The organism is Nanobdella aerobiophila (assembly GCF_023169545.1).
GTDB classification, from domain to species: domain Archaea; phylum Nanobdellota; class Nanobdellia; order Nanobdellales; family Nanobdellaceae; genus Nanobdella; species Nanobdella aerobiophila.
Window position 1 is genome coordinate 650675 of the sequence record NZ_AP019769.1, and the last position, 18287, is coordinate 668961.

Here is an 18287-nt window from a genome sequence, read left to right on the forward strand (position 1 = left end):
CCTTTATTATTTATAGATATAAATATTTATAAATATGCGGCGATGCCCGAGTTGGACAAAGGGGATGGACTCAAGATCCATTGGAGTAGATCCGTCAGGGGTTCAAATCCCCTTCGCCGCATTATTATATGGACTATCATTATAGATAAATATCTCCACTCTTAACTGAAATTTTCTGCTTCTTCTAGAAAATATATTATATACCAGATTTCATATCTCCATAGAGAATTCTCAATTTACTATCTAACTATATTTTCACATTTATCAGGTACTTGAAGTATTTTTGAGTCTCCCCCAATACCCTAGCTCTACTAGTCTTACAGAATATATAGTTCATAAATTTCCTTCACACAATGTCTTCCACATATTAGCTTGTCATATATTAAATTATAGATAATTATGCAGATTTACTTCTATATAACTACTTGTGAATAACTTCATTTATATAGATCTATTTATAAACTATTCCAGTAAGATTTATATATTTTATTTATAAATTTTTCTAATAGAAAACTTTATATTTACCAAAAGCGTATCATAATATGTCCGATTATTTTTATAGAAAATTTTATATAAAAGATATATAAAGAAAGAATTAATCATAAAAAATAAATCTTATAAAGAGTATTACCTTTCAATCATTATACGTTAAATAATATTTATTAAACCGTATATGGACCCGCCGGGATTTGAACCCGGGATCCCCGGCTTGCAAGGCCGATATCCTACCGCTAGACTACGGGCCCATTATAAAAATATAAATATTTAACTTTTAAACTTATAAAAAATTATGCCAAGATACATTCGGACCAGCCGCAATCTAAACAGGTAATACATCCACCCTCATGCTTTAATCTTACACTTTTACAAACAGGGCAATTATCTGTAGATATATTATCATTAAAATTATTATTATTATTTAATTCCAACTTTCTAATTTCTAAATTTATTTTTATATCCCCAATATTCATCTCTGTATACCATTTTGGTAAATCTATCTTAAAGCTTTTTAATATACTTATAGTTTTATTCTCTATTTTTCCTTCCCTAATTAACCTAAAGTAATCCTTAAATCTCGATTTTGTTGCTTCCGCAGGTGCATAATATACTTGTACAGACTTTGAACCATCTCTATATATTGTAATTCCCTTACATCCCACTTTATATGCAAATAAATAAGCTAAATATATATCTTCAGATGTTGCCCAGCTTGGCATATTTATTGTCTTAGATATTGATGTTGTTATCCATATCTGTGCTACTGCTTGCGCTCTAATATGGTCCCACCATGGTAGATCTAATGCTGTAATAAATATCGCCTTTAAATCATCTGGTATTGAATCTATATTATATAAACTACCTCCATTATCAGATATTTGCTTCAAAATTTCTTCTTTATATAAACCCTTCTCCTTTAACTGTCTTTCAAATTCTATATCCACATAGAAATAATTACCTGCAGTAACTCTTTTTTCATATACTAAAGAATATGCAGGTTCTATACCAGAAGAAGTTTCTACTAGCATAGAAATAGAACCTGTTGGTGCTATCGAAGTAACTTCTACATTTCTTATACCATTTTCCAATATTTCATTCCTTATCTTTTCCCAATCTAGATTCCATAATTCTTTGTGGTAATATCCATCTACTGGCATCTCTCCATCTTTATAAGATGTTTCGTTATATTTTGGAAATACACCCCTTTCCTTTGCCCTATATATAGATTCTTCCATTGAATAGTATGTTAAATATTCTGTAATTTTCATTAAGAGTCTGTATCCTTCTTCTGATGAGTAAGGTATTTTTAGAGCAAATAATGCATCAGCTAAACCCATATAACCTAATCCAACTCTTCTTACTGCCTTAGAAGATTCTTCTATCTCTTTTAATGGATATTTATTCATATCTATTACATTATCCAAAAATCTGTACGACCATCTTATAGTTTCTATATACTTATCCCAATTGAATTCCGCTTTTCCATCTTTAAATTCTATCATTGCATATAAATTAATTGATCCTAAATTACAAGACTCATATGGATATAAAGGTTGTTCTCCACATGGATTGGTTGCTCTTATTGGACCTCTATATTTATATTGCATATTTCTTTTATTTATATTATCCATAAATAAACATCCAGGATCTGCTTTTTCCCATGCTACATAAGAAATCTCCGATAATAGTTGTTTTGGATCTATATAGTTTACTATTACTTCCTTATCAACTTTATCTATATCAAAGCCTTGTTCGTCTGGAAATTTTATATTGTGTTTCCTTAATAATCTTGGATTTAATAATGGATATGGTTTATTTTCTGCCAGATAATTCCAAAAATTCGAATCAAACATTACAGATATATTAAAATTTTCTAATACTCCTTCTTTCTCTTTAGCATGTACAAACTTCATAATATCTGGATGCCAAGATTCGATTATCCCCATATTTGCACCTCTCCTTTTGCCACCTTGCTTAACTACATCTGTAACTGTATCAATTATTTTCATAAAAGATATTGGACCTGAAGCTATTCCACCTGTGGACCCTACAACATCACCTTCAGGTCTTAATTTAGAATAATTTATTCCTATACCCCCACCTGACTTAAATATCATTGCCGCATCTGTAGCAGACTTCATAATAGAAGCCATATCATCATCTATATCCAATACAAAACATGCTGATAATTGCCCCAATCTTGCACCGGCATTAAATAGTGTAGGTGAATTTGGCATAAATTTCTTAGAAGCCATTAAATCAAAATATTTCAGATAGTTCTCATAGTATTGATCAAAATCTCCATTATTTAACCTTTTTATAAATTCTGACCATGAAATCTTCATATGCCCCCTCTCATTTAAATAATCATAAAGATATTTCATTCTTTCAAGATGATATTTATTCCACTTTAATTTATAAGAATTTCCTTGTTTTTTTAGCCCAATCTCTCCTTCTTCTAGATTCAATTCTTCTTTTGGTTTTATATCTTGCTTTCCAGATTTGTCATATATCCTTTCATCATACAATATATCTGGTATTACTATCAATGCTGCGACCCTTTCAAACATTTGTTTAGGTCCTTCTAATATTTGTAATTTCTCGTCTTTTAATAGATATCTATTTACCATTAACCTTATTGAATTCAGAGAATATTTCTTCGCTACTTCCTCTTCATAAAAGCTTCCTAATAAATTTATTTTTTCTTTTCTTATATTCTCTTTCTCTTTTCTATAAGTTATGTATGCTTTTGCCACTTCATATAAATCAAATTTAACCAGAGTTAATTCTACAATATCTTGTATTTCTTCAACAGAAGGGATAGAATTTCCATCATATTTATTTTCTATAATATTTAATATATAATCTAATATCTTGTCTAGAGTTTCTTTATCATATCTTTTTGTCGCTCTCATAGCTTTCTCAATAGCATTATATATTCTTTTTGGATCGAATTCATCTATTCTTCCATCCCTTTTTCTAATCTTTTTTACCGATATATTTGAAAAATTTTTTTGACTAAAATTGTTTTCCATTCACAAGACTTTCAAAAAATCTTTATATAATTTTAATTTATAAGCTCCTATAAATAATCAGAAACACGAATATAAAAGCTATTTTATGTTTATCTATTGATTAGTAACACTAATACAAAACTTTTACATGACCTTTACATATATTTATTAATTTTACTTCTCTAGCTACATTTAAAACTTTTGCATTATTTATTATCTCCTCTAATCCACCCGTTTCATGCATATGTCCATGGATATTTAATATTACTTTATTATTATTTTTAATAAAATTCATTAATTCTTTACTTCCAGATATATTTAATGAAGACATAGTACCAAAAGGCGGTTCATGAGATAATATAATAATATATTTATCATTAAAATTTATAGTACTTAAGAATTTTTTAATTTCTTCTTCCTGTATCATGAATATTGGAACATCTGCCCCACCAAATGCTGCAATTAATAAATTATCTCTATATATTTTTTTCATATGCAGGTTCTTAATATTGTACTTCTCCATTAAATTAATATTATCATATGTATCATGATTACCTGGTATTATAAATATTTTATCTTTGTTTATATGTTCTGTTAATAATTTAATAATTTTTCTATTCAGATATCCTGTATCAGAAATATCACCTAGCAAAAATATATAATCTACATTATTCTTCTTATACAATTCTATTATCTTATATATAATTCGGATATCATTATGTATATCTGATGATACAATTATATTCATATAAAAAGATTATCCTTAGTTTTTATATATTTTATTAAATATTCTTTTAATTCTTCATAATTAGTAAAATACTTATATTTTATCTTATCTCTTATATATTGAATTATCTTATTTTCTCTATCTGTAAACAAATCTGATTTAGAAAAATAAATAATTAATTCCTTGTCTAATATCTTTCTTATGCTCTTAAGGACATTTAACTGCTCTTTTATACTAAAACCAGATGTACCAGTTATATCTATAACATATATTATTAAATTTGCTAGATAATTTAGTGCTAATATAGACTTTCTTTCTATATAATTTAATTCTTCTATATCTCTATCTAATATACCTGGTGTATCTATAATTTGAATCTTAAAATATGGGGTATCTATATATCCCAGCATTAAATCTTTTGTAGTAAAAGGATATTGATCAATTTTTACTTTAGAACCTGTTAAATTCTTTAATAAGGTACTTTTACCAACATTTGGCAAACCTGCAATAACAACAGTTGGGTAGTTCTTAATATCTGGTAAATTACTCCTAAATTTTTCATAATTCTTATAATAATTAAATATTTTTTTATTTCTCTTAATAATACTTGATATTCTACCATAATATTCTTTCAAATATTTATAAGATTGCTCTCTATCTTTTATATTTCTTAATTTCTTATTATATTCTTTAAATATATTCCTAATAAATTTCCTTAAATAACCAATTCTTGACCTTAGTTTTTTAATATTTATTTCTGGCATAATTAATGAATATAACTCCTCATAAAATTTATTAGAAGGATCTATAATATTATTATATATTTTTTCTAATCTTGAATCTAAATATTGATAAACAACTTCTGCTTTTTTTATATTTCTTTCTCTAAAATCATATATTGATAAGGTATCTCTCTTCGCTCTTCTAAATGCATTACCTAAAAATTCTTCAAAAAAACTATGCATCTATTCTATATTTACCTTTTTTCCTGGCGTACCTGGTTTCTTATTTATCTCTATTTTTAGTACTCCATCTTCATATCTCGCCTTTATGCTATTTTCATCCGCATCTTCAGGTAATGTTATTAATCTCTGATATGCAGAAAATATTCTTTCCGATCTGATATATCCTTCCTTTTCCTCTTTCTTTTCATTTTTTCTCTTTGCATGCACCTTTAATTTATTGTTTACAATTGATATATCTATATCCTTTTTATCCACACCTGGTAAGTCCATTTCAATTAAATATCTATCTCCCTTATCTATTAGATCCATTAATGGTTCTTCATAATCTACATTAATTTTGTTATTTATTATAGACCCCATACCTTTCATAAATCTCCTCATTAATCTCAGTTGCCTTTTCCATTCCCTATCAAATATGTCGTCATCCATATTTATATATTCGAAAAAATTAATTTAAGTATTATTTATAAGATAATAATGAAAAATAATCTACAACATTGATTTCTGACCCATTTATTTCTGAAGAACTTATATGGCTATATAAATCAAATTTTCTATCAAATAATTTATTATATTCTATGAAGATTATAAATGGATATTTTCCACAAAAAACAAGACTATTAGTGTTTTTATATATAAAATTAGAATCAAGATTAATAATTTTATTTATATAATAATTATCTTCATCTTTTATGTTCTCTGTAATATTTTTCTCATATTTTATATAACTGTATTCTGGACCGTGGTGCAATAGATTTCCAGTAAATAATACAAATATTTTCCTCCCCAACTCCTCTGAGATTTCTTTTAATACCTTGGCAAATTGCTGAGCCTTATCTATATCTATTTTCTTAACTAATATCGTTAATATCTTTATATCATTAAATAAATACCTTATTATTGGTAGATTTACTTGTACAGAATGTTCATATTTAAATGGCAGTGGATCTTCATATATATCAAAACTATTAATTAATTTTCTACCAAATAATATATCTGTTTTTAATGTTCCTATACTTGTATACCAATCATCCAATAATAATGATAAGCTTATACCCAGATTACTATGATTTGGCCCTATGATTACTAATGTATCGAAATTGAAATTCTCATATATATCTTTATATAAATTTATAGAATTTGGCAATAAATAATTGTAGTTTGAATGTGGGACTATACCTGATATTATATCTTTTTCTTTCTTTATCTCTTTTGGTATATATCCAGGACCATATTTTTTATTTAAAAATGAATACTCTATTAATGAAAGCAAATCTGATCTATCATTAGGATAAAAACCTCTTGAATTTATAAATATCATAAAAATCTATAGAAAAATTTATTTATTAATTTTTTTCTTTATCTTATTCTTATGAAAATTGGTTTGGAGATACATCAGCAGATAAATACTAAAAACAAATTATTCTGTAATTGTAATACAGATCTAAAAGAAGATTATAAATATAGAATTGAAAGAAAATTAAGAGCTACTTTGAGCGAAACTGGAAAAAAAGATATAGCAGCAGAATATGAAACAATAAAAGATAAAAAATATATATATGAATATGATAAAGATTATGCTTGTTTAGTAGAATTGGATGAAGAGCCTCCAAAATATATAAATTTAGATGCATTAAAATTTGGAATATTAATTTCCACATATTTTAATATGTACATACCTAGAGTGTTACAAATTATGAGAAAAATTGTTGTAGACGGATCTAATACATCTGGTTTCCAGAGAACACTATTATTATCATTAGATGGAAAATTAAATTATAAAAATATAGGAATTGGAACTCTATGTATTGAAGAAGATGCAGCTAGAAAGATAGAAGAAAAAGATGATTATATAATATATAGGCTGGATAGATTAGGAATACCATTAATAGAGATATCTACAGATCCCGATATAAAGGATCCAAAAGAAGCAAAAGAAGTAGCCGAATATATTGGATTAATATTAAGGCTATCTGGAAAAGTAAAAAGGGGTTTAGGAACGATAAGACAAGATCTAAATGTTTCAATAGAAGGAGGGAATAAGGTAGAGATAAAAGGTGTACAGAACTTAAAAATCATTGATAAAATTGTAGACCTTGAAGCAAAAAGACAAGAAAAAATTTTAGAACTAATAAATATTGCTAAAGAAAGAGGCATAGAAGGATATGTATTAGAAGAATAGACTTATATTTTTTAATAAATTTTATTTAAAATATGAAAAGTCAATTTGGTACTATAATAGTAGAGGTAATATTATTTATAGTAGCTGCTATAGCTGCATATATCTTTGTATCTACTGCTTATACAAATTTAAATGATATAAGTAATGCAGCAACCGCAAACTCAAAATCTTTGGAAAGTCAATTACAAACCTATATAACCATAGATTCTTGCGCATATAATAGTTCTACAGATTTATTATATATATATTCAACCAATAGAGGAAATAATGTATTAAATCAAAACTTAACATTATTATTTATTAATGGAGTTTTAATAAATAATACAATAATTACCATAGCAAATAGTAATACTGGTACAGCTGCATGGGGTCCTTATGATACTATATTAATAGAATCTAATATAACTCTTAATTCAAATTTTTATAATATAAAGCTAGTTACAGACACTGGTGCTTCTGCAGAAAATATAATATATGTAAATACAACAAGTAATATATGTACAATAGAATGAGATCAGACTTAGGATCAATAATAGGAGCAATAATAGGATTTGTTATATTTTCATTATCTTTATTTGCTTTATATTTTATATTAAATAACTCTTTTGCATCATATAAATATACTGCAAATTCTATAAATGAAGAAATAAGAAATATTATAGGAGAGAATATTGAATTTTTAGATAATCAAACTACATATATAAATCCAAATATTACAATATATAATAATGGAAATAAGGCCTTAGATTTATCTTGTTTTCAATTATATGTAAATGGTTATTATACATCCTTTAATTATAGCATAAATTATTTATATCCATCAAATTTATTATTACCTGGAGAAAATGCTACCATATATTTTTCAAACAACTATATAGAGAATAATTCTTATAATTATATAATATTTATGAGTTGTTATGGAGACAGGTTTCAAACTTTAATATATGTAAGTTGATATATTTAAAATGAGATTACAAGGAGAATCATTAGCGGTAATAATATTATTCATTATTGGAGCTATATCAGCTTTTATGCTATATAATATATTAAGACCAAATTATAATTCTTTAACCCCCACTGGAGAATCTATCGCAAATTCATTAAGTATTAATTTTCAATTATTAAATTATTATATAACAAATAATACTTTATTTGTATATGTAAAACCATCAGAACCTGTAAATGCATCTCAAGTATTTGCTATAGTAAATAATAACTCTGCTCTTGTATACCCATATAATTCAAATAATGATATTGTTAATCCAAATCAAAATCAATTATTGTTAATTGTTGATAATTTATCTCAAACTTCTTTGGATCAAAATGGCAACTATAAGATAACCATAGGTTTATCAAATGATATAATAGGAATATTTAGTATTAAATATGAATCAAATCCTTTACAAAAATTCTTTCACCCTATAATAGAAAATAATATTACAAATATAATTAACAATGTAACGACAAACGTAAATAATTATTATGAATTAATATTATATAATACGCAATCTATTCCAACTCCAGCACCATTTCAACAAGATATAGCTATATGTAATGGATCTACATCATTAGTACAGAATCCTTATTTTAGTATAGTTGGTAATGCATCTTCGACAGGTTCAACATCTGCCTCAGTAACATTACCTACAGGTGCTAATATTTATTTATGTAATGGAGGTGATGGAAATGGTGCTTTATCTTCATATTCCTGGACTGCTCAAGAAACAACACAAAATACTTATGCAAGTTTAGGATATCAAAGTTCTAATGTGTGTTCAGATTCTTCAGGATCTACTGATATTGTAGTTGGAGGTGTTGCCATAAATACTAATGAATATGAAAATTTTGTTGGAACAACATTTAATGGTGTAAATTCTTTCTCTTATACATATAATGTAACTAATACATCTAATGTTGTCATTTCTGTTGCATGTGGATGGTATGCATGCACATCCGTAACATTACCTTCTGGATGCCAAAAGTTATTTGATACCATAGGAGGAGATACATATGAAACTACGGTAATGGGTGTATGTTATAATCAAACAGCAGGTAGTTATACAGTTTCTGGATCATTAAATGGAGGAGGCTATGTTTCTGTAGGTATATATGAATTTAGTACAATCCCTCCAAGGTTGAATACATCCCTATCTTATGTAAATAATATTACTTTATATAATGAAATAAATTCTAATGGATCTAATGTATACTTTTTTTCTAATCCTTCTAATCCTACAGGATCATTATTATATTCTTGGTACGAAGGACAAGAAAATACTAATGGAGTATCATGCGACATTTGGTGGGTAAATATTAGTAATGGAATACCTGCAAATAGTAATATAACAATATATATGGATATAGGAAATACAAGTACAAATTATTATTCACAATATTATCCATATGTAGGTGTATCTTATAATGTTTTAGGAACATTTAATTATGATAATGGTAATTATGTATTTAATTATTATGAAAAATGGGGGAATTTAAGCTCTTTACCAGTAGGGTGGAATAATTTAGATTCTGTAAGTGTATCTTTTAGCCAAAATTATACATCTTTTGTTCAAACAAGTTCTAATAACTATTGGTATGGTTTATATTATCCATTATCGAATTCTAATTTACAAAATAGACCTTTGTTATTATTATCATATTATTACTCCTATCCTAACGGAAATACAAACTATTTTGGAATCACAAGCCAAACACCAGTAGTCAGTAATACAAATTATTATACATACTATGTAACACAAACATCCCCAGGTTATTATAATAGCTTGTTATATGTTTCTTCTGGAACTGCTACAGATACAATAGGATATTTAGTATATGTCCCCGGCAGTATAACTGGTTCTTATTTTAATTTATATTGGACTGCTGTTGCTTCATATCCTCCTAATGGAGTTATGCCTGAAGTCTTTATACAATAAAAATATTTTTATTCATATTTTTATAATGGTCCAGGTAGCCTAGCGGTAAGGCGTCGGGCTGTGGACCCGAAGATCGGGGGTTCAAATCCCCTCCTGGACCCTAATGCGTTTCCCAGCTAACTGAATATTCATAACCTAATAATTTTTTCATATAATTTTCTATAGAAAATTTTTCCTTATTAGTAATCTTACATAGATTATGCGCTAATTTCAAAAATTTAGGATATTGAAAATCTTTATATATTTCTTCCTTTATAATTTCTTTTAATTTATTTATATTTATATTATCTAAGCTTTCTAATCTATATATATGATCATTTACTCTGGCTCTAAAATATAATATATTTATGTTCCTATCAAATATATTATCATTAATTTTAGACATTAAATACTCTTTCAAATTCTTTTTTACGATATCTGTATAAAATATTTGATTTGGATATATTTTCATTAGGGCAATCATATCTGATCTTTCTAAATTATAAATATTCAAATTTAATATTCTTTTAGCTATAGCAATTATTTTTCCGTTATTTATTATATATTTAAAGTTATTCAAATATTCCTCTTTCCTTTTTTCTATAAGTTCATCGTATATTTTTGTATTAAATTTAGAAAATAATATTGAATCGGATATTATAGATCCATCAAAAAATATATAATTATCAATATATTTTGAAGCTAATTTATATTCTAAATTTTTTGCAAATAATGAAGAAACGTCATTTATATCTATTGTATCATTATCCGTCTTAAAAAATATATTTGGTAATATTTCTATATCATCAATTTTTTCATATATATTATCCGAAACTATTACAGCTCTTGAATATATATAAGAAAAAGGACCTATAATTCCATTTATAAATGAAGAATCTATAAAACCATAATTATTCTTATTAATATCTACATCATCTAGATCTAATAATTTTATATTATTTTTTATATAACTATAATCATCAATTTTTAATTTATTTATCTTTTCTTCTATATTTTTTATTAATTCTCCAGAAATCATAATTATATATAATTATTTAATTATATAAAATATATCCCTGTCTTAGACGAACCAATAAGAAAATATGAATATTGGTATCGAAAGACAGGGTACAGAATATAAACAATTTCGTTAATCCAAATTGATAATTAAACTTTTATATTAGCGGAAATATTCCTAAGAATTTATGACGATAAAATATAATATCCTTAAATATAGTATATTGTTATTTTCTATTGGATTTATAAGTTTGAGCATAAATTCTCAGAATTATTATGCAGTAACATTAACTAATACGCAATCTATTCCAACTCCAGCACCATTTCAACAAGATATAGCTATATGTAATGGATCTACATCATTAGTACAGAATCCTTATTTTAGTATAGTTGGTAATGCATCTTCGACAGGTTCAACATCTGCCTCAGTAACATTACCTACAGGTGCTAATATTTATTTATGTAATGGAGGTGATGGAAATGGTGCTTTATCTTCATATTCCTGGACTGCTCAAGAAACAACACAAAATACTTATGCAAGTTTAGGATATCAAAGTTCTAATGTGTGTTCAGATTCTTCAGGATCTACTGATATTGTAGTTGGAGGTGTTGCCATAAATACTAATGAATATGAAAATTTTGTTGGAACAACATTTAATGGTGTAAATTCTTTCTCTTATACATATAATGTAACTAATACATCTAATGTTGTCATTTCTGTTGCATGTGGATGGTATGCATGCACATCCGTAACATTACCTTCTGGATGCCAAAAGTTATTTGATACCATAGGAGGAGATACATATGAAACTACGGTAATGGGTGTATGTTATAATCAAACAGCAGGTAGTTATACAGTTTCTGGATCATTAAATGGAGGAGGCTATGTTTCTGTAGGTATATATGAATTTAGTACAATCCCTCCAAGGTTGAATACATCCCTATCTTATGTAAATAATATTACTTTATATAATGAAATAAATTCTAATGGATCTAATGTATACTTTTTTTCTAATCCTTCTAATCCTACAGGATCATTATTATATTCTTGGTACGAAGGACAAGAAAATACTAATGGAGTATCATGCGACATTTGGTGGGTAAATATTAGTAATGGAATACCTGCAAATAGTAATATAACAATATATATGGATATAGGAAATACAAGTACAAATTATTATTCACAATATTATCCATATGTAGGTGTATCTTATAATGTTTTAGGAACATTTAATTATGATAATGGTAATTATGTATTTAATTATTATGAAAAATGGGGGAATTTAAGCTCTTTACCAGTAGGGTGGAATAATTTAGATTCTGTAAGTGTATCTTTTAGCCAAAATTATACATCTTTTGTTCAAACAAGTTCTAATAACTATTGGTATGGTTTATATTATCCATTATCGAATTCTAATTTACAAAATAGACCTTTGTTATTATTATCATATTATTACTCCTATCCTAACGGAAATACAAACTATTTTGGAATCACAAGCCAAACACCAGTAGTCAGTAATACAAATTATTATACATACTATGTAACACAAACATCCCCAGGTTATTATAATAGCTTGTTATATGTTTCTTCTGGAACTGCTACAGATACAATAGGATATTTAGTATATGTCCCCGGCAGTATAACTGGTTCTTATTTTAATTTATATTGGACTGCTGTTGCTTCATATCCTCCTAATGGAGTTATGCCATCTATAAATATTTTTTACGCCTCCCCGATATTAAACAGTTTAAATTTCAATCAGAGTATTGTAAATAGCTATCCTGGACAAAATGCAACAATAGAAGGAACCATATATATAAATAATCCATATAATATTGAAACAAGTATATCATTATCTTGTATTTCTTCGTCAACTGTTAACTGTTATATACCAAATTATTGTATAACAAACACCAATCAATGTAATTTTAACATAAATGCAAACTCTAATAATATAAGCAATTATTCTATAGAAGTTTTAGGAAAAAACCAATTTTCTTCTGTACAAAACAATTTTACTCTAGAGATATTGTCAGCACCTATTAGTATAACAAATATATCTATTAGCCCAAACACAGAAACAATTGTATCTGGACAATCCCTAACATCAAATATAACAATATATCTAAATAATACATATCAAGGAAATACAATAATACATCTATCTTGTAATTCTCCTTCCCCAAATATATATTGTAATATATATCCAAATATAATTACAACAAATAACAATATTACATATTCTGAATTATATATAAACACTTCAGAAAATACAACTATGAACAATTACACAATAACAGTTACAGCAAGTAATAGTTATTCTAGTATAAATGGATACGAATATTTAACTGTATATCCATATCCTATTATATATATCATATCTCCAAATAATAATACTATAAGTAATTATTATGGACTAAATTTAACATTCTATACAAATTATCCAAATGTAAATATAACAATTAATGGAAATACATATAATATAAATGTAACTCCAGGAACAAATACCGTATATTTAAGATATAATAATTCATCAAATGGACTACCTTCATTATATAATATTATACCAAATGGAGGAAATATTAGTATAGAATTAAATATAGAATCTCCAACAGGATTAACAAATAATACAGGAATATATAATTACCAACTACCTGCACCAATATTTAATGTATCATATACATCTCCAACTCCAAGTAATGGATATATAAGTAATCTATGGTTATTACAAATATATGGAAATGTATATGATAATACAGAAGGTATAGATTATTGTAATATACAATTCTTGAATCAATCAAATAATCAATGGGTAACTATATCTAGTTCTACAGAATGTAATGATGTATTTTATAATGGTTTATTACAAGAATATTCTAAATATAATGGACAATATTATCAATTATATTATAGAATATATGGATATAATAATTATGGATTATATAATATAACTCCAGAACAAGTTATATATTTCTCTCCTAATTCACAAAATATAACTGTAATAAATAATTCATTAACTAATAATCAAATAAATAATATAATACAAGGATCAATAAATAATAATATACCAATTGTAGTATTCCCTCAAGGAATATATTTAGTTAATTTAAATATAAATCCACAAGGTAAAAATATAGAATTATTAGGATCTGGAAATGTACTATTTGAGCCTGCTAATCCAGGACTACCTGTAATAAATATAGAATCTTCAAATGTAAATATAACTAATATAAATATACAAACTAATTTATTTGCATTAAGATTAACAAATGGAACAGTAAATATATATAATTCAAATATAAATTCTGGATTATTTGGTATACAAGTAGAAAATCCATCAATATTAAATATATATAATAGTACAATAAATGGAAATATAGGAGCAATATATGGAACAGGTACATTCCAGAATTCTACAATAGAGAATTCAAATATACAATCAAGTGTGTGGGGTATATATGATAATAATCCAGAAAATATTATAATAAATAATAATAATATTAATGCGAATATATTTGGTATAGATTTAGATGGAAATGCGATAAATAATACGATAAATAATAATAATGTTGATAGTAATATATTTGGTATAAAATTAAATAATGGATATAATAATTATATAGAAAATAATAATATTGATAGTAATATATTTGGTATAGATTTAGGATCAGGAAATAATTATATATTAAATGATTTAATAAAAGTAGGATCTGTATTTGGATTATATGAAACAAATAATAATTATATTAATAATGTTACAGCATATGGAGGAATATTCGGACTTAATATATATGGTAATGCATCAAATATATATGATTATAATTCACAGTTAGGTGTAGCTATAAATAATAATGGAACTATAAATAATTTAACTGTATCAACAGGAACTATTGATATAAATTATATAGGTTCAGGATTTATTAATAATGCAAATAGTTTTGCAAGTTCAATAATAAATAATACTATACAATATAACTTTGCTTCTGGAATATTATTAATAGGGTCATTAAATGCTAATATTACATTTACAAATATACCTACAGGTAATTATATAATAGAAAAGATAGTAGGAGGTTCAGGAAATATAATATCTACAAATAATACATTTAGTCCATCCGGTTTTGGTATTTATGCATTGTATTATTCATAATTTTTTAATTTCATTATTGATATTATTAATATAAGTTTTAAATTCAAACTTTATAAGTATAAATATATGCCGTGGTGCCCGAGCGGCCCAAGGGGATGGATTGCTAATCCATTCTCCGTAAGGAGACGTGGGTTCAAATCCCACCCACGGCGTAAAGAACTTATATTAACTTTTAAAATCTTTTAAAATATTTATTACCTATGGCTCATGGTCCTATATATATAGTCAAATATAGAAGGAGGAGAGAAAATAAAACAGATTATAGGAAAAGATTAAAATTATTAAAATCTAGAAAATTAAGATTGGTTGTAAGAAAATCTTTAAATAATATTCAATGTCAAATAGTACAATATAATAAAGATGGTGATAAAACCTTATTAACAATACATTCAAAAATATTAGAAAAAGAATTTGGATGGAAAGGCCATAGAGGAAATATTCCAACTGCATATTTAACAGGTTTACTAACAGGTTTAGAAGCTAAGAAAAAAGGAATCGAAGAAATAATACTAGATATAGGAAGATATAATAAAACAAAAGGAAATTTATTATTTGCTGTACTAAAAGGTGCCATAGACTCTAACATTAATATAAAATATAGCGAAGATCTATTACCAACAGATGACAGGATAAAAGGAGAACATATAAAGAAATATGCAGAATTATTAAAAGAAAAAGATGAAAATTTATATAAAAAACAATTTTCAGAATATTTAAAAAAAGGGTTAGAACCGGAAAAGATAGTTCAACACTTTGAAGAAGTAAAGAAAAATATATTAAATAAATATGGACTGGAAAGATAATTTAGATCCGATTCTAAAGGATTTTTTGAAAGCGCTATTATCAGAAACAAAAGAATATAAAGACATATATATAAAATCTGAAGATCCTGCAAAGGCACAGATATGGATAGCCTTAGCTTTATTATATAGAAAATATATATCTTTAGAATCAAAAATAAATGAGCTAGAGAATATATTAAATGATAAGGAAGCTAAAGAAAAATTAGAAGAATTTTTAAAGAAGCTTTAATATATAACTGCCAATAAAGCCCCTCCGTTTTTCTCTTTTTTACATTCTACATTCGTTTTAATTCCTTTGTTTGTTGTTAAAAATAGTAATCCCATCCCTCTTGCAGGTAAAAATCTTTTCTCATATTTGTCTATATCTTTATATGATATTGGAAACCTTGGTTTTATTGCTTTACCAAAATTAAACCTATCTGAAAATTTTACTATAATTGATTTTCCATCTATATTATAGTTTTCTATATATCCATTGGATTTTAGCTTCTCTAATATAGATAATAATAATTTATTATAATAACCGAATCTAACTTCTTTTTTTCCCACATTTATTGAGTTTGTTGCATGTGAGAAGAAATCATTAATTATATCTACCATTATTCTCCAGAAACTCTAAAACCCATTGTCTTTGCCATTTCTCTGAAGCATCTTCCACATATATAAATATTATATCTCCTTATCACTCTATCATGAGAATTGCATATTATACACCTAACTGAACCTTTACCAAATTTTCTTTCCTTATTTTCTATACCATACTCCTTTAAAACTTCTATTATAGTTTTATTTTCTTGTATAGACTTATTTACTAGTTCTTCTATATTTTTTATCTTACCTTCTTTTATTAATTTTCTTATTTCCTCCCTTACGTATTTTGGTGAATTACTCTTTATTATTTTAGTCAATGTTCCTTTTTTATTTCTTTGTAATTCTACTAAGTATGACCAACTGTTTGGCATTTATTATTTTTATATAGTAAAATTTATAAAAAAGATATATACATCTTTTATATCTTGGATGCATATATTGCAGGGATTGATCCTGGGACTAATTTCGCTATAGTTGTAATAAATGAAGATGGTTATATAGTTGATAAAATGAGTGGAAAGAATTTAGAAGATAAAGATATTATACAGTATATAAATAAATTAAATAATGTTATTATTATATCTACAGATAAAAAAGATATACCGAAAAAAATAATCGAAATAGCATCTAAATTGAATATAGGTATATACTATCCTAAAAAAGATATAGATTTAATTACAAAAAAGAAATATTATGAAGATAATAAATTAAAAAATGTATTAGAATCTGATCATGAATTTGATGCATATATATCTGCAATGGAAGCATTGAAAAATATAAAAGGTATAATAGAAAAAGCAAAGAAGGTAGCTGAAAGCGATGATGAATATATAAAAATATTGAGGATAAGCTTCAAAAATAGAAATATAGAACCTGTATCTGCAAAAGAAAAGATAAAAGATAATGAAAGTAAAAATATAGTATATAAAAAAAGAAAAAAAGTTAGAAAGATAATTAATAATTATGATAGTATTAAGATATTAACAAAAAAGTATATAATTAAAAAAGATGAAGAAGAAATAAAAGCATTAAATAAGAAGTATATAGATTCTCTAAATTATATAAATAAACTTTCACTAGAATTATTAAATAGATTAAGAATTAATGATAATATTATACCAAAGGCTTCATTTTTATACAATAATAATATATCATATAATAAAGTATATATAGATATATATGATACAGATATTAGTAAGATATTATCTAGTAAATCAATGATATATATTGAAGAACCTAAAAAGGAGTATATCTCTAAATATAATTATAATTCTATATATATTGTAAAAAATTTTGAAGATCTTAGAAACTTTGTATTAATTAAAGAATATTATAAATATGATATTACAGATGTTAAAGAAAATGATGATATTGAAAAAATAAAAAAGTTTATAAAGTTATATAGAAGTACACCCAATTCAAACTGA

At 25.4% G+C, this 18287-nt stretch carries 16 protein-coding genes and 4 tRNA genes; 11 read left to right on the forward strand and 9 right to left on the reverse strand.

Annotated elements, in window-relative coordinates; translation table 11 throughout:
• Positions 1-36 precede the first annotated feature (36 nt).
• Positions 37-121, forward strand: a tRNA-Leu gene (locus MJ2HA_RS03750).
• Between the two features lie 553 nt (positions 122-674).
• Here MJ2HA_RS03750 and MJ2HA_RS03755 read toward each other — a convergent pair.
• From MJ2HA_RS03755 to amrB, 6 genes are all read right to left on the reverse strand, one after another.
• Positions 675-746 (reverse strand) — tRNA-Ala (locus MJ2HA_RS03755).
• A 42-nt stretch (positions 747-788) separates the two neighbouring features.
• Positions 789-3533 (reverse strand): adenosylcobalamin-dependent ribonucleoside-diphosphate reductase, encoded by a 2745-nt coding sequence (locus MJ2HA_RS03760; RefSeq protein ID WP_258393209.1) that lies wholly within the window; start codon positions 3531-3533, stop codon positions 789-791.
• A 109-nt stretch (positions 3534-3642) separates the two neighbouring features.
• Positions 3643-4260, reverse strand: coding sequence for a metallophosphoesterase family protein (locus MJ2HA_RS03765; RefSeq protein WP_258393210.1), 618 nt, complete (start codon positions 4258-4260; stop codon positions 3643-3645).
• Complete coding sequence (locus tag MJ2HA_RS03770) at positions 4257-5204, reverse strand: GTPase (RefSeq protein ID WP_258393211.1); 948 nt, start codon at positions 5202-5204, stop codon at positions 4257-4259. Before MJ2HA_RS03770 ends, MJ2HA_RS03765 begins: the two co-directional genes overlap by 4 nt.
• Positions 5205-5633, reverse strand: coding sequence for an Hsp20/alpha crystallin family protein (locus MJ2HA_RS03775; RefSeq protein WP_258393212.1), 429 nt, complete (start codon positions 5631-5633; stop codon positions 5205-5207).
• A gap of 31 nt (positions 5634-5664) precedes the next feature.
• On the reverse strand, positions 5665-6525 hold the full coding sequence (gene amrB / locus MJ2HA_RS03780; RefSeq protein ID WP_258393213.1) for an AmmeMemoRadiSam system protein B: 861 nt from the start codon (positions 6523-6525) through the stop codon (positions 5665-5667).
• A 51-nt stretch (positions 6526-6576) separates the two neighbouring features.
• Here amrB and gatE point away from each other — a divergent pair, with 51 nt between their 5' ends.
• The 5 genes from gatE (at position 6577) to MJ2HA_RS03805 (ending at position 10419) form a co-directional block, all read left to right on the forward strand.
• Positions 6577-7386 carry a Glu-tRNA(Gln) amidotransferase subunit GatE gene (gene gatE, locus MJ2HA_RS03785; RefSeq protein ID WP_258393214.1) on the forward strand — a complete coding sequence of 270 codons (810 nt, stop codon included), beginning with the start codon at positions 6577-6579 and terminating at the stop codon, positions 7384-7386.
• A 32-nt stretch (positions 7387-7418) separates the two neighbouring features.
• Entirely contained in the window at positions 7419-7898 is a 480-nt protein-coding gene (locus MJ2HA_RS03790) for an archaellin family protein (RefSeq protein ID WP_258393215.1), read from the forward strand.
• Positions 7895-8341, forward strand: coding sequence for a hypothetical protein (locus MJ2HA_RS03795; RefSeq protein ID WP_258393216.1), 447 nt, complete (start codon positions 7895-7897; stop codon positions 8339-8341). Before MJ2HA_RS03790 ends, MJ2HA_RS03795 begins: the two co-directional genes overlap by 4 nt.
• A 10-nt stretch (positions 8342-8351) precedes the next feature.
• On the forward strand, positions 8352-10319 hold the full coding sequence (locus tag MJ2HA_RS03800) for a hypothetical protein (RefSeq protein ID WP_258393217.1): 1968 nt from the start codon (positions 8352-8354) through the stop codon (positions 10317-10319).
• A gap of 28 nt (positions 10320-10347) precedes the next feature.
• Positions 10348-10419: transfer RNA gene (locus MJ2HA_RS03805), tRNA-His, on the forward strand.
• Here the strand turns inward: MJ2HA_RS03805 and MJ2HA_RS03810 are convergent.
• Complete coding sequence (locus tag MJ2HA_RS03810) at positions 10420-11337, reverse strand: DNA double-strand break repair nuclease NurA (RefSeq protein WP_258393218.1); 918 nt, start codon at positions 11335-11337, stop codon at positions 10420-10422.
• 166 nt (positions 11338-11503) lie between these two features.
• Between MJ2HA_RS03810 and MJ2HA_RS03815 the strand changes: the two genes are divergently transcribed.
• From MJ2HA_RS03815 to MJ2HA_RS03830, 4 genes are all read left to right on the forward strand, one after another.
• On the forward strand, positions 11504-15466 hold the full coding sequence (locus MJ2HA_RS03815; RefSeq protein WP_258393219.1) for a hypothetical protein: 3963 nt from the start codon (positions 11504-11506) through the stop codon (positions 15464-15466).
• Between the two features lie 68 nt (positions 15467-15534).
• Positions 15535-15618: transfer RNA gene (locus MJ2HA_RS03820), tRNA-Ser, on the forward strand.
• Between the two features lie 48 nt (positions 15619-15666).
• A complete protein-coding gene (locus MJ2HA_RS03825; RefSeq protein ID WP_258393220.1) occupies positions 15667-16269 on the forward strand; it encodes a 50S ribosomal protein L18 in 603 nt (200 codons plus the stop codon).
• The gene (locus MJ2HA_RS03830) at positions 16253-16498 is read left to right on the forward strand and encodes a hypothetical protein (protein WP_258393221.1); all 246 of its coding nucleotides are present in this window, start codon (positions 16253-16255) and stop codon (positions 16496-16498) included. The genes MJ2HA_RS03825 and MJ2HA_RS03830 overlap by 17 nt, the downstream gene beginning before the upstream one ends.
• On the opposite strand, the gene rpsH is transcribed toward MJ2HA_RS03830, so the two are convergent.
• Both rpsH and MJ2HA_RS03850 read right to left on the reverse strand, forming a co-directional pair.
• Positions 16495-16869, reverse strand: a complete 375-nt coding sequence (rpsH, locus tag MJ2HA_RS03835; RefSeq protein ID WP_258393222.1) for a 30S ribosomal protein S8 — start codon at positions 16867-16869, stop codon at positions 16495-16497. The two genes, MJ2HA_RS03830 and rpsH, sit on opposite strands and share 4 nt — an antisense overlap.
• Positions 16869-17231: a 30S ribosomal protein S14 gene (locus MJ2HA_RS03850; RefSeq protein WP_259369954.1), complete on the reverse strand. Its 363-nt coding sequence runs from the start codon at positions 17229-17231 to the stop codon at positions 16869-16871. Before MJ2HA_RS03850 ends, rpsH begins: the two co-directional genes overlap by 1 nt.
• A gap of 54 nt (positions 17232-17285) precedes the next feature.
• Here MJ2HA_RS03850 and MJ2HA_RS03845 point away from each other — a divergent pair, with 54 nt between their 5' ends.
• Positions 17286-18287, forward strand: a complete 1002-nt coding sequence (locus MJ2HA_RS03845; RefSeq protein WP_258393223.1) for a DUF460 domain-containing protein — start codon at positions 17286-17288, stop codon at positions 18285-18287.

Excerpts from the sequence above, each read along its gene's own strand:
- MJ2HA_RS03760 (WP_258393209.1), bottom strand. The coding sequence starts at position 3,533 with ATGGAAAACAATTTTAGTCAAAAAAATTTTTCAAATATATCGGTAAAA.
- MJ2HA_RS03765 (WP_258393210.1), bottom strand. The coding sequence starts at position 4,260 with ATGAATATAATTGTATCATCAGATATACATAATGATATCCGAATTATA.
- MJ2HA_RS03770 (WP_258393211.1), bottom strand. The coding sequence starts at position 5,204 with ATGCATAGTTTTTTTGAAGAATTTTTAGGTAATGCATTTAGAAGAGCG.
- MJ2HA_RS03775 (WP_258393212.1), bottom strand. The coding sequence starts at position 5,633 with ATGGATGACGACATATTTGATAGGGAATGGAAAAGGCAACTGAGATTA.
- amrB (WP_258393213.1), bottom strand. The coding sequence starts at position 6,525 with ATGATATTTATAAATTCAAGAGGTTTTTATCCTAATGATAGATCAGAT.
- gatE (WP_258393214.1), top strand. The coding sequence starts at position 6,577 with ATGAAAATTGGTTTGGAGATACATCAGCAGATAAATACTAAAAACAAA.
- MJ2HA_RS03790 (WP_258393215.1), top strand. The coding sequence starts at position 7,419 with ATGAAAAGTCAATTTGGTACTATAATAGTAGAGGTAATATTATTTATA.
- MJ2HA_RS03795 (WP_258393216.1), top strand. The coding sequence starts at position 7,895 with ATGAGATCAGACTTAGGATCAATAATAGGAGCAATAATAGGATTTGTT.
- MJ2HA_RS03800 (WP_258393217.1), top strand. The coding sequence starts at position 8,352 with ATGAGATTACAAGGAGAATCATTAGCGGTAATAATATTATTCATTATT.
- MJ2HA_RS03810 (WP_258393218.1), bottom strand. The coding sequence starts at position 11,337 with ATGATTTCTGGAGAATTAATAAAAAATATAGAAGAAAAGATAAATAAA.
- MJ2HA_RS03815 (WP_258393219.1), top strand. The coding sequence starts at position 11,504 with ATGACGATAAAATATAATATCCTTAAATATAGTATATTGTTATTTTCT.
- MJ2HA_RS03825 (WP_258393220.1), top strand. The coding sequence starts at position 15,667 with ATGGCTCATGGTCCTATATATATAGTCAAATATAGAAGGAGGAGAGAA.
- MJ2HA_RS03830 (WP_258393221.1), top strand. The coding sequence starts at position 16,253 with ATGGACTGGAAAGATAATTTAGATCCGATTCTAAAGGATTTTTTGAAA.
- rpsH (WP_258393222.1), bottom strand. The coding sequence starts at position 16,869 with ATGGTAGATATAATTAATGATTTCTTCTCACATGCAACAAACTCAATA.
- MJ2HA_RS03850 (WP_259369954.1), bottom strand. The coding sequence starts at position 17,231 with ATGCCAAACAGTTGGTCATACTTAGTAGAATTACAAAGAAATAAAAAA.